This is a genomic window from Vibrio sp. D3, assembly GCF_043995865.1.
GTDB classification, from domain to species: Bacteria; Pseudomonadota; Gammaproteobacteria; order Enterobacterales; family Vibrionaceae; genus Vibrio; species Vibrio diabolicus.
Genome location: NZ_CP171887.1, coordinates 480653 through 492674, shown reverse-complemented (window position 1 = coordinate 492674; position 12022 = coordinate 480653). Strand labels below are relative to the sequence as shown.

General features: G+C 45.2%; 10 protein-coding genes. 8 read left to right on the top strand and 2 right to left on the bottom strand.

Annotation, left to right across the window (positions count from 1 at the left end):
• Nucleotides 1–41 precede the first annotated feature (41 nt).
• From gltB to ACHFJ9_RS10295, 8 genes are all read left to right on the top strand, one after another.
• Complete coding sequence (gltB, locus tag ACHFJ9_RS10330; RefSeq protein WP_395356744.1) at nucleotides 42–4505, top strand: glutamate synthase large subunit; 4464 nt, start codon at nucleotides 42–44, stop codon at nucleotides 4503–4505.
• 20 nt (nucleotides 4506–4525) lie between these two features.
• Entirely contained in the window at nucleotides 4526–5938 is a 1413-nt protein-coding gene (locus ACHFJ9_RS10325; protein WP_395356742.1) for an FAD-dependent oxidoreductase, read from the top strand.
• 91 nt (nucleotides 5939–6029) lie between these two features.
• Nucleotides 6030–6458, top strand: coding sequence for a DUF1499 domain-containing protein (locus ACHFJ9_RS10320; protein ID WP_031780533.1), 429 nt, complete (start codon nucleotides 6030–6032; stop codon nucleotides 6456–6458).
• Nucleotides 6459–6521: 63 nt separating this feature from the next.
• On the top strand, nucleotides 6522–7217 hold the full coding sequence (mtnN, locus tag ACHFJ9_RS10315) for a 5'-methylthioadenosine/S-adenosylhomocysteine nucleosidase (protein ID WP_395356740.1): 696 nt from the start codon (nucleotides 6522–6524) through the stop codon (nucleotides 7215–7217).
• Between the two features lie 11 nt (nucleotides 7218–7228).
• Complete coding sequence (locus tag ACHFJ9_RS10310; RefSeq protein WP_258623639.1) at nucleotides 7229–8182, top strand: cobalamin biosynthesis family protein; 954 nt, start codon at nucleotides 7229–7231, stop codon at nucleotides 8180–8182.
• The gene (gene btuF, locus ACHFJ9_RS10305) at nucleotides 8182–9006 is read left to right on the top strand and encodes a vitamin B12 ABC transporter substrate-binding protein BtuF (protein WP_395357423.1); all 825 of its coding nucleotides are present in this window, start codon (nucleotides 8182–8184) and stop codon (nucleotides 9004–9006) included. The genes ACHFJ9_RS10310 and btuF overlap by 1 nt, the downstream gene beginning before the upstream one ends.
• A gap of 69 nt (nucleotides 9007–9075) precedes the next feature.
• Nucleotides 9076–9696 carry a TRIC cation channel family protein gene (locus tag ACHFJ9_RS10300; protein ID WP_005387377.1) on the top strand — a complete coding sequence of 207 codons (621 nt, stop codon included), beginning with the start codon at nucleotides 9076–9078 and terminating at the stop codon, nucleotides 9694–9696.
• A gap of 128 nt (nucleotides 9697–9824) precedes the next feature.
• Nucleotides 9825–10679 (top strand): LysR family transcriptional regulator, encoded by an 855-nt coding sequence (locus tag ACHFJ9_RS10295; protein WP_395356737.1) that lies wholly within the window; start codon nucleotides 9825–9827, stop codon nucleotides 10677–10679.
• Between the two features lie 62 nt (nucleotides 10680–10741).
• On the opposite strand, the gene ACHFJ9_RS10290 is transcribed toward ACHFJ9_RS10295, so the two are convergent.
• On the bottom strand, nucleotides 10742–11161 hold the full coding sequence (locus ACHFJ9_RS10290) for a hypothetical protein (RefSeq protein ID WP_104969066.1): 420 nt from the start codon (nucleotides 11159–11161) through the stop codon (nucleotides 10742–10744).
• A gap of 57 nt (nucleotides 11162–11218) precedes the next feature.
• Nucleotides 11219–11902, bottom strand: coding sequence for a hypothetical protein (locus ACHFJ9_RS10285; RefSeq protein ID WP_395356734.1), 684 nt, complete (start codon nucleotides 11900–11902; stop codon nucleotides 11219–11221).
• Between the last annotated feature and the right edge of the window lie 120 nt (nucleotides 11903–12022).

Below are 12022 nucleotides of genomic sequence, written 5' to 3'. Positions count from 1 at the left end.
TATATCTGTCGGGATGACGGATAAGCAAAGGGAGAATTGCAATGGCTCTTTATGATCCAAGTCTTGAGAAAGACAACTGTGGATTTGGCTTGATCGCGCATATGGAAGGCGAACAAAGCCACAAGCTGGTTCGTACAGCAATTTCTGCACTTGACCGAATGACCCACCGTGGTGGTATTGCCGCCGATGGTAAAACCGGTGATGGTTGTGGTCTTCTATTACAAAAGCCTGATTCCTATTTACGTCTTATTGCCGAAGAAAATGGTTTCAACCTTGGCAAGCAATACGCCGTAGGGATGATTTTCTTCAACCAAGATCCGGTCAAAGCTCAACTCGCTAAAGACATCGTCAACAGAGAACTTGCGCAAGAGACGCTAACAGTGGCCGGTTGGCGTGAAGTTCCAACCAATTCAGAAGTGCTCGGTCCAATTGCGGCTAACTCGCTTCCAAATATTCAGCAAGTCTTTATCTCTGCACCGGCTGGTTGGCGAGAGCGTGACATTGAACGTCGTCTCTACATCGCACGCCGTCGCATCGAGAAACAAATCACCGAAGATCCTGATTTCTACATCTGTAGCTTGTCGACTCAAGTTTTGGTGTACAAAGGCCTGTGCATGCCTGCGGACTTGCCTCGCTTCTACCTTGATCTTGCTGATCTACGCATGGAATCCGCTATCTGTCTGTTCCACCAGCGTTTTTCTACCAATACTCAACCGCGTTGGCCATTGGCTCAGCCGTTCCGCTATCTTGCTCATAACGGTGAGATCAACACCATTGAAGGTAACCGCCAATGGGCGCGCGCGCGCGCTTACAAGTTCTCGTCACCACTACTGCCCGATCTTCAAACTGCAGCACCATTTGTGAACGAGACAGGTTCAGACTCCTCTAGCTTAGATAATATGCTGGATCTCTTCTTAGCTGGTGGCATGGATATCTTCCGCGCCATGCGTATGCTTGTGCCGCCTGCATGGCAAAACCATCCAGATATGGATCCGGATCTGCGGGCGTTTTACGATTTCAACTCCAAGCACATGGAACCATGGGATGGCCCAGCAGGTATCGTACTGTCCGATGGTCGTTATGCTGCTTGTAATCTAGACCGAAATGGTCTGCGTCCTGCACGTTATGTAATTACCAAAGACAAGTTGATCACTCTGGCATCTGAGGTAGGGATTTGGAATTACGCCCCAGATGAAGTTGCCGAAAAAGGGCGTGTAGGTCCGGGTGAATTGCTCGTCATCGACACTCGTAAAGGTAAGCTTTGGCAGTCTAGCGAGATCGATAATGATCTGAAATCTCGTCACCCTTATCGCGAATGGATGGAAAACAACGTTCGCAAACTCACACCATTTTCTCAGCTACCTGAGGATCAAGTAGGCGAGCGCAGCTTTGATGAAGACTTACTTAAGACTTATCAAAAGCAATTCGCGATGACGAACGAAGAAGTCGACCAAGTTCTGCGTGTACTCGGAGAAATGGGCCAAGAAGCCGTTGGTTCTATGGGTGACGATACTCCAATGGCAGTGCTCTCCTCAAAAGAGCGCTTGGTAACTGACTACTTCCGCCAGAAGTTCGCTCAGGTCACCAATCCACCGATCGATCCACTGCGTGAAAAACACGTGATGTCACTGGCGACCAGTATCGGTAAGGAAATGAATGTCTTCTGTGAAACCGATGGCCACGCGCATCGCGTAACATTTGATTCGCCTGTACTGCTTTATTCAGACATGCAGCAACTGCTCGAGCTTGGTGACGATCACTACCGTAATACCATTCTAGATATCAACTACGATCCACAAGAGAAAGATCTTAAACAAGCCATTAATGATCTCTGTGAGCAAGCAGAGCAAGTCGTACGTGAAGGCACGGTTTTAGTGGTACTTTCAGATCGCGCTTTGGTCAAAGGCAAGTTACCAATTCCAGCGGCAATGGCAGTCGGCGCCGTTCAAACTCGTTTGATTGATGCGAACCTACGTTGCGATGCCAACATTGTAGTCGAAACCGCAACTGCACGTGACCCACACCAATTTGCTGTCTTGCTTGGCTTTGGTGCGACTGCAGTTTACCCATACCTTGCTTATGAAGCGTTAGGTAAACTGATTGATGATAAGGCACTAGAGAAAGACTATCGAGATGTGATGCAGAACTACCAATACGGCATCAACAAAGGCCTGTACAAAATCATGTCAAAGATGGGTATCTCAACCATCGCCTCTTACCGCTGCTCACAACTGTTTGAAGCAGTTGGCTTGAGCCAAAATGTGGTCGATCTGTGTTTTAAAGGTGTCACAACTCGTATTGAAGGCGCGAATTTTGACGACTTCCAGCAAGATCTGACAAACTTATCTCGCAAAGCATGGGCGAAACGTAAATCGATTGATCATGGCGGCTTGTTAAAGTATGTCCATGGAGGTGAGTATCATGCTTACAACCCGGATGTTGTCGGCACGCTGCAACAAGCAGTTAAATCTGGCGAAAGTAACGACTATCAGAGCTTTGCCAAGCAAGTGAATCAACGCCCTGTTGCTATGTTGCGTGACTTAATGTCGCTGAAAAAGTCAGACTCACCGCTGCCACTTGAGCAAATAGAGCCGAAAACCGAACTGTTCAAACGCTTCGACTCTGCGGCCATGTCCATTGGCGCACTTAGCCCTGAAGCGCATGAAGCCCTCGCGACTGCAATGAACCGTCTTGGTGGCTACTCAAACTCCGGTGAAGGCGGTGAAGATCCTCGCCGTTTCGGTACTGAACGTAACTCGCGCATCAAGCAAATTGCTTCAGGCCGATTTGGTGTCACGCCTCATTACCTTACTAATGCGGATGTACTACAAATCAAGGTAGCGCAAGGGGCTAAACCGGGTGAAGGTGGTCAGCTACCGGGACACAAAGTCACCGCAGAAATCGCCAAGCTACGTTACTCCGTGCAAGGGGTGACGTTAATCTCCCCTCCTCCACACCACGATATTTATTCTATTGAAGATTTGGCCCAGCTGATCTTCGACCTTAAACAAGTCAACCCGAATGCGCTGGTTTCGGTAAAACTCGTCTCCGAGCCAGGTGTCGGCACCATCGCAACGGGCGTAGCAAAGGCTTACGCTGATCTCATTACCATCTCGGGTTACGACGGTGGTACTGCAGCAAGCCCATTAACTTCGGTAAAATACGCTGGTAGCCCTTGGGAGTTGGGGTTGGCAGAGACACAACAAGCACTGGTTGCTAACGGTCTGCGTCATAAGATCCGCCTACAGGTAGACGGTGGTCTAAAGACTGGTCTAGACGTGGTTAAGGCCGCGATTCTTGGTGCGGAAAGCTTCGGATTTGGTACCGCTCCAATGGTTGCTATGGGTTGTAAGTTCCTGCGAATTTGTCACCTCAACAACTGTGCAACAGGGGTTGCGACTCAAGACGAAACGCTGCGTAAAGAGTACTTCAAAGGCTTACCTGAAATGGTGATGAACTACTTCACCGGACTGGCAGAAGAAGTGCGCGAGCTGCTTTCCGAGCTAGGCGTTGAAAAACTGACGGACTTGATTGGTCGTACCGATTTACTTGAAGCAGTAGAAGGCTTTACCGCAAAGCAAACCAAATTGGATCTATCCAACATTCTAGAAGCTCCCGTCTCGCCTGAAGGTCATCCGCTGTTTTGGACGGAACCAAATAAACCGTTTGATAAAGCTGAGCTCAATCAAAAGATCATTGATGATGCCATGTATGCGGTAGAAAACAGCCAATCGGCAAGTTTCTTCTACAATGTCATCAACACTGATCGTTCTGTGGGTGCACGCTTATCTGGCGAAATAGCAAAACGCTATGGCAACCAAGGATTGGCAGCTTCCCCTATCAAAATCTATCTTGACGGCACTGCCGGCCAGTCCTTTGGCGTTTGGAATGCGGGTGGCGTAGAGCTTTACCTCACAGGTGATGCGAATGACTACGTAGGGAAAGGCATGGCAGGCGGCAAGATCGCCATTAAGCCTCACTTAGGTACAGCGTTCAAGTGTCATGAAGCCACCATTATTGGTAACACGTGTTTGTACGGCGCAACGGGCGGTAAACTGTTCGCAGCAGGTAAAGCGGGTGAACGTTTTGGGGTACGAAACTCAGGTACTATTGCCGTCATTGAAGGTGCGGGAGATAACGCTTGTGAGTACATGACTGGCGGTATTGTTGCCATTCTAGGTGCAACAGGCGTGAACTTTGGTGCAGGTATGACCGGAGGCTTTGCCTATGTTCTGGATGAAAACCAGAGCTTTGAAGGTCGAGTCAATACTGAATCTGTCGAAGCCATTTCATTGTCCGATCTATACATCCACCAAGAGCATTTGCGCGGCCTGATTGCGGAACACCTTGAAGAAACAGGGTCGAGCCACGCAGAAAATATTTTGGCGAACTTTGATGAATGGATTCCAAAGTTCTATTTGGTGAAACCACAAGCGGCAGATCTTCGCACGCTACTTGGTCACCAGAGCCGCAGTGCCGCTGAGCTGCGCGTTCAAGCCCAGTAATCATGGAGGATGTTTGAATCATGAGCCAGAACGTTTATCAATTTATCGATGTTCAACGTGTCGATCCGGCTAAAAAGCCGATCAAAGTTCGTAAGATCGAGTTCGTTGAAATCTACGAGCCGTTTACTAAGCAACAAGCCACTGCGCAAGCAGACCGCTGTTTAGATTGCGGTAACCCATACTGTGAATGGAAGTGCCCAGTACACAACTACATCCCTCAATGGCTCAAACTGGCAAATGAGGGACGTATTCTTGAAGCGGTTGAACTATCGCATCAAACCAATAGTTTACCTGAAGTATGTGGACGCGTTTGTCCTCAAGACCGTCTATGTGAAGGTTCATGCACGCTTAATGATGACTTTGGTGCCGTCACCATCGGTAATATAGAAAAGTACATTACCGACAAAGCCTTTGAAATGGGCTGGAAGCCAGATATGTCCAAGGTGGAGTGGACCGATAAAAAGGTCGCAATCATTGGGGCTGGCCCAGCAGGCTTGGCTGCCGCTGATATCCTAGTGCGCAATGGCGTTAAGCCAGTCGTGTTTGACCGCTACCCAGAAATCGGCGGACTACTGACTTTCGGTATCCCTTCGTTCAAGCTTGAAAAAGGGGTAATGGAAAATCGTCGCCGTGTGTTCACTGAAATGGGCGTCGAGTTCCGCATGAACGTGGAAGTCGGTAAAGATATACAAATGCAAGATCTAATCGATGAGTACGATGCCATTTTCTTAGGCGTTGGCACCTATAAATACATGCGTGCAGGACTAGAAAATGAGGATGCGCCGGGTGTGTATGACGCGCTGCCATTTTTAATTTCGAATACCTACAAAGTCATGGAGCTTGAGAACAACCAACCTTTTATCGACATGGCAGGAAAGAAAGTGGTCGTGCTTGGTGGTGGCGATACCGCAATGGACTGTGTACGAACCTCTATTCGCCAAGGAGCCTCCAATGTGATTTGCGCTTATCGTCGTGACGAAGCCAACATGCCAGGTTCACGTCGAGAAGTGAAAAACGCTAAAGAGGAAGGCGTGAAGTTTATGTTTAACCTGCAACCACTCGGTGTGGAGGTCGACGCCTCAGGTAACGTATCGGGCGTTAAAGTGGTAAAAACTGCTTTAGGTGAGCCCGATGATGCAGGTCGTCGCAGACCAGAACCAGTGGAAGGCAGTGAACATGTATTGCCTGCGGATGCCGTGATCATGGCATTTGGTTTCCAGCCACACAAAATGGACTGGTTAGAACCGTATGGTGTCGATTTAGACCAATGGGGACGTATCAAGGCACCTGTTGAGCAAGCGTTCATGTACCAAACCAGCAATGCGAAAATCTTCGCTGGCGGTGATGCGGTCCGTGGCTCAGACCTCGTCGTAACCGCCATTGATGAAGGGCGAAAAGCGGCAGAAGGCATTCTTGATTACCTAGAAGTCTAATCACAGCTAACATCACAAAAAGGATCCTATTATTGGATCCTTTTTCTTTTGTATCCATATAATTAGAAGCAAAATTATAAGAGTAAATACAATGAAAAAAGCCGCTCTCCTTTCCATCGCTTTACTCAGCCTTACAGCCTGCAGCCAAGGAGTCACCAGTATGCCAGATCGTTCTCAATCACCTTGTGGTGACAAACCAAATTGCGTTTCAACTCAGGACTCAAGAGACAAGTTTCAATTAGCACCTTTTTTGCTCACTGAGTCCGCAACGTTAGATGCCATTGAGCAAGCCGCGCTTCAACTTCCTGGCGCCAAAACCGCGGTAAAAGAGGGTGATTACCTTCGGATAGAATGCACATCTAAAATCATGCGCTTCGTGGATGACCTCGAATTAAAAGTAGCAGGAGACAAACTGATTGTTCGCTCAGAGTCACGTGTGGGCTATTCTGACTTTGGCGTAAACAGAAAGCGCGCCGAACAATTACGAGAAAAGCTCACTCAAGCTAAGCTCATCAAATAGAAAACTGCTCACGGGGAGTGCTATACTCTCGGCCAACTAAAATATTTACCGAAAGAGAGTGTTATGAAAGTTGGTATCATCGGTGCGATGGAACAAGAAGTGACCATCCTGAAAGAATCAATCACAAACTGCAAAACCGTAAATAAAGCAGGTTGTACGTTTTTCTCTGGTCAAATTAATGATGTAGAAGTAGTCGTACTACAATCAGGTATCGGTAAAGTTGCAGCTGCAGTAGGCACTACCATTCTTCTTGATGAATACCAGCCAGATGTTGTGATTAACACAGGCTCTGCTGGTGGCTTCGATTCAAGCCTAAATCTAGGTGATGTTGTTATCTCAACAGAAGTTCGTCATCACGATGCAGACGTGACCGCTTTTGGTTATGAAATTGGCCAAATGGCTGGCCAGCCTGCTGCATTCAAAGCGGATGAAAAGCTAATGGATTTAGCAGAAAAGGCACTAGCGCAAATGGAAAACACTCATGCAGTTCGCGGCCTGATCTGTACTGGTGATGCATTTGTTTGCACCGCTGAACGCCAAGAGTTTATTCGTAAGCACTTCCCATCCGTTATCGCGGTAGAAATGGAAGCATCTGCTATCGCTCAAACTTGTCACCAATTCAACACGCCGTTTGTTGTTGTGCGTGCAATCTCTGATGTCGCTGATAAAGAGTCACCAATGAGCTTTGATGAGTTCCTACCGCTAGCAGCAAAAAGCTCTTCTGAAATGGTATTCAAAATGCTGGAACTCATTAAGTAAACGACTCATTCATGGAAGAAGTTTTTCAGTCATTTTATGCCAACGGTGCGCTCCTTATTATGTGGGGCGCACTGCTCTTTCACCTTCTTTTACCAATCCCCCGTTCATCGCATCCCATCACTTTATGGCGAAAGTTAGCTGAGCAGCTCGCCAACAAAGTGAACAATAATCACAGTTACTCACAGAGCCTGACCTCCGGCAGTCTTGCATTGGGCTTGATGCTATTGCCTTGCTTGAGCTTGCTGATTGCCGTGGAGCCATTCGTTTGGCAAGTGCCTTTATACGAATTAGTGCTATTGATCATTGCTTTGAACTGGCGCAACAGCGAAGCCTTAACAAAACAACTCGTCACAAGTATGTCGAGAGAAGACAAAGCCCAGTGCCGACAATTACTGAGACCATATCTTAATCGCGATACTGACAGCCTCTCGATCATCGGCATAGGTAAAGCAAGCTCAGAAGCTGTGATTATGGGATACAGCCGCAACGTAATCGGTGTGTTATTTTGGTACGCACTCGCAGGTGGTATTGGTGCGTTAATGTATCGACTAACCACAGAGTTAGCTCGAGTTTGGTCCCCTAGCCGACGCCAATATTTGCCCTTTGGTAAACCTGCCGTTCAGCTGGTTGCCGCTCTGGATATTATTCCACTTCGTCTCTTTGCCATACTTTTAGCTGTAGGAAAGAACATAAGCAATGTGCTTTCTGGTGTACAGCAACAAGCGAAGTCTTGGCCACTACCTGGACCTGCCTGGGTGTTGTGTACCATCGGACACAAACTACAACTCTCTTTATGCGGCCCTGCTATCTATCAAGGTATACGTGCGGAACGCGCTAAAATCGGTGGACGCATTGCCCCATCGGCTATTCACCTTTCACAAATACATACGCTGCTCGTTTGGCGAGTCTTCGTTTGGATAGCTATCCAAAGTCTGCTTTTAGGAATGATTTATCAAGGATTATGATGAATAAACTATGCTTCGCATTAACGCTGTTTGTTTCGACAGCGACCTTCGCCCAAACACTAGCGCAACGCATTGTAAGTTTAGCTCCGCATGCCACTGAAATTGCCTTTGCGGCAGGGCTAGGAGACAAGCTTGTTGCTGTCAGCGAAATGAGTGATTATCCAGAGCAGGCAAAGCAGCTGGAAAGAGTCTCTAATTACCAAGGAATTAAATTAGAGCGCATTATTGCTCTTCAACCGGATTTAGTCATTGCTTGGCCGGCAGGAAACCCGGCAAAAGAGCTGGAGAAAATTAAACAGTTCGGCATTCCTATCTATTATTCCACTACAGGCTCACTGGAAGATATCGCCAATAATATCGAGCAGCTAAGCCAATACAGCGAAACCCCGCAAATAGGACAAAAGGCCGCTGAAGATTTTAGAACGCAACTGAATACACTAAAAGAGAAGTACAACACGCACGAGAAAGTTCGTTACTTTTATCAGTTGAGTGAAAAGCCTATCATCACTGTCGCCGGGAAGAACTGGCCAAGTGAAGTCTTTACTTTTTGCGGTGGTGAAAACATTTTCGCAGCATCCAGCGCGCCTTATCCTCAGGTCAGCATCGAGCAGGTCATCACTCGCCAACCAGAGGTTATTTTTACTTCTCGTCACGCAATGAGTAATGATGGTATGTGGGCAGAGTGGAGCAATGAGCTTCCCGCACTTAGAAATAAACACATCTGGTCTCTAAACTCAGATTGGATTAACCGCCCAACCCCACGCACACTAAATGCGATCACAGAAGTGTGTGAGCACTTTAAAAGCGTTCGTCAAAAACGCTAACGATTTCGTGGCAAATACCGTACAATTTCCGCCCATTTTTTCTCACACTATATAAAGGTACTAAGTAACATGGACTCCATGCTGCTTTATATGATCGATTTGTTCGGTACCGCTGTTTTCGCTATCTCTGGCGTGTTACTGGCGGGCCGTTTAAAAATGGATCCATTCGGCGTTATCGTTCTCGGCAGTGTGACTGCTATTGGTGGCGGAACAATCCGAGACATGGCGCTAGGTGCCACTCCTGTATTTTGGATAACAGATACTACGTACTTATGGGTGATATTTGTTACGTGTCTACTAACCATGCTTGTTATTCGAAGACCCAAGCGACTCTCATGGTGGGTATTACCCGTTTGTGATGCCATCGGTCTCGCTGTATTTGTGGGAATTGGAGTAGAGAAGGCACTCGCCTACAATGCATCTGGAATGGTCGCTGTGATAATGGGGGTTATTACTGGCTGTGGAGGTGGCATTATACGAGACGTGCTGGCTCGCGAAGTTCCTATGGTATTAAGAAGTGAAGTCTACGCTACGGCATGTATTATTGGCGGCATCTTCCATACGATGGCGGTAAACATGGGTTATGACCACTCAACGGCTTTACTCGCTGGTGTAATCTCAACGCTCATTATACGTCTCGGTGCTATTCGTTGGCATCTATCCCTGCCAACTTTCGCAATTAACCGTTAAACACAAACAGCATCACTCATCATCGAGTCGACCAAGTGTCGGCTCCTCTCATTTATGCTCATTTGATTAGCCAATTCTTGGACAATTCGCTAAATTATCTCAACCATTCCTAACTTTCATTAATTATTATGTTGCTTGAAGGTATTGAGACGTTACTTGTCCTCAGTAAAGAAAAAACCATGAGCCGCACAGGCAGCCAACTCTATATTAGTCAATCTGCGGTGAGTAAGCGCATTTCGAATCTAGAGAAGAAGTTAGGAAAAAAATTGATTGAGCCAAGTGGTCGGCACATAAAGCTGACCTCCGATGGCCTTGCGCTCATCAACACGATCGAGCCAACGTTCAATGAGTTAAGAGGTCAGATCTATGATCAGCAAAAAATAGAAGATACTTCTTTGATCAAGATAGACTGCTCTGAAACCTTAGTCGCTGGATACCTTAGTGTGATCATGGCAAAACGCTTTGCCCATGACCAATACATACGAATATCGACCAATCATACACCACGCATTATTGAGAACGTCAAATCAGGTAAAGCGACACTGGGATTCTGTGCTGGTTATTTACCGCCTCATCATGGATTAATGAGCCTTCACCTCGCTGATGAACCTTTTTCAATCGTAAGTAGATACCCACTTTCGCAACTACCCAAAGCCATTTTGACCAATGACTTAACCAATCCTGCCAACACTTACCAACAAGCTATTTTGTCAAAATACGGAATTGAGCCTTTGATGGAAATGGATTCATACACTGCGGCAGCACAACTGGCTTTGGGCGGAATGGCTCCTGCTTTAATTCCTAAATCTATCCTGAAGACACTTAATATCACACCCAAATTCTGCTATGACTTTGAAGAACTAGGACAGTTAATTCGACCAATACATATCTGCTTGCGCCACAGCACATATCGCAGCGAACGAGTTAAAGCACTGACAAAATCCATTGCTGATGTTGTTGCCAAAGAAGTTTCGTTGCCATGAGCATCGACATAACAACAACTAGACAATTGAAGTAGAGTATAATGTAAAAGTGTATTTCATAGTCATTTTACAAAAACATAGTACTCACTTAAAAACCATCGAGAACTAAGTTCCTCAGAATAATGGTATCCATGACTTTCAGCATAAGACAGCAGCCACTCATTAAACATATAAGAAAACAAAAAGCTAGAAACTAATAAAACAAAACATAATTTAAAAAGATTTTTAAGCTTTTCTTTATTTGGCTTTCTCTTAGTAGAAACAGTATAAATAGAAACATAAGAAAGCAAAGCAAATAAAAAACCGGATGAAAATAACTGAATATTCTGACCACCTAAGGATAAACTTTCCTGATCGGATGAAATTGCTCCAAAAAAGTCCAACAAATCAGATACCGGAAGATAAATCATAAAATATGTACATATAGGAAATAGAATTGAACCTATAATAAATGTGCTATAATCTATTTCTTCATTTTTCATAATGAAAAACCACTATTTTTAAAGCTTTGCATCGCTCGGTATTGGTTTGTTTATCTTTCATCTCCCATTTTTCACCTCTTCCTTTTGAGACCAAAATAGCATAATTCCCTTTTGGAACCTCTTTGTAAGGTTAAATTCTTCATTTATTTTACTAGTTGTAAAGCTGGCAACAACACCGACAAAAACAACCACAAACAGAGCCTCTGAACCACCAGCAGCGACAACACCTACAGAAACCATCGTTTTTAATGTTATACTAGCAACTAAAGCAGCCAAACCCACTTTAATAATGTCACTTGCTATAACTCCAAATAATTTAGCCAATACTCTTTTATTTGACTCTTCGAATAAATACTCAGCTATTATATAAGATGTGACCAAAATAACAGTAATAACTGCACCTTGCTTAACCGTCTGTAATACCTTTTCTTTTCCTATAGCAAAACTTACGGCCATCGGTGGCGAAATCTTACCAGACAAAGCCATAACTTTTCTTTGTAAACTAGGTGTTCCTTTAATTACAATATGATTAAAACCACCATACTTCTCAACTGCAATAGGAGCTGCGCTACCTAACAAGGCTACAGCAACTCTACCTAAATACGCCAAATAATCTACAGTTGCATAGTAGTTTGCAATAAGTTCTAATTTACCCTTTAAACTATTCCATCGAAGCTGTTCATGCTTAGGGATAAATTTAATAACATACTTATCAAATTCATTGATAAAAATGCATAGCATTCTAACTTTATTAAATGAAAATTGTTTATTACTTTTTCATTTTAAGTACGATATCACGCTATAATGAAATCATAGATATATCAGTATTTCTTTACATATGATTCATGAATAAGCGTAGTT

Bases quoted from the DNA above. Each gene is read 5' to 3' on its own strand.
- gltB (WP_395356744.1), top strand. From the start codon at position 42: ATGGCTCTTTATGATCCAAGTCTTGAGAAAGACAACTGTGGATTTGGC.
- ACHFJ9_RS10325 (WP_395356742.1), top strand. From the start codon at position 4,526: ATGAGCCAGAACGTTTATCAATTTATCGATGTTCAACGTGTCGATCCG.
- ACHFJ9_RS10320 (WP_031780533.1), top strand. From the start codon at position 6,030: ATGAAAAAAGCCGCTCTCCTTTCCATCGCTTTACTCAGCCTTACAGCC.
- mtnN (WP_395356740.1), top strand. From the start codon at position 6,522: ATGAAAGTTGGTATCATCGGTGCGATGGAACAAGAAGTGACCATCCTG.
- ACHFJ9_RS10310 (WP_258623639.1), top strand. From the start codon at position 7,229: ATGGAAGAAGTTTTTCAGTCATTTTATGCCAACGGTGCGCTCCTTATT.
- btuF (WP_395357423.1), top strand. From the start codon at position 8,182: ATGAATAAACTATGCTTCGCATTAACGCTGTTTGTTTCGACAGCGACC.
- ACHFJ9_RS10300 (WP_005387377.1), top strand. From the start codon at position 9,076: ATGGACTCCATGCTGCTTTATATGATCGATTTGTTCGGTACCGCTGTT.
- ACHFJ9_RS10295 (WP_395356737.1), top strand. From the start codon at position 9,825: ATGTTGCTTGAAGGTATTGAGACGTTACTTGTCCTCAGTAAAGAAAAA.
- ACHFJ9_RS10290 (WP_104969066.1), bottom strand. From the start codon at position 11,161: ATGAAAAATGAAGAAATAGATTATAGCACATTTATTATAGGTTCAATT.
- ACHFJ9_RS10285 (WP_395356734.1), bottom strand. From the start codon at position 11,902: ATGCTATGCATTTTTATCAATGAATTTGATAAGTATGTTATTAAATTT.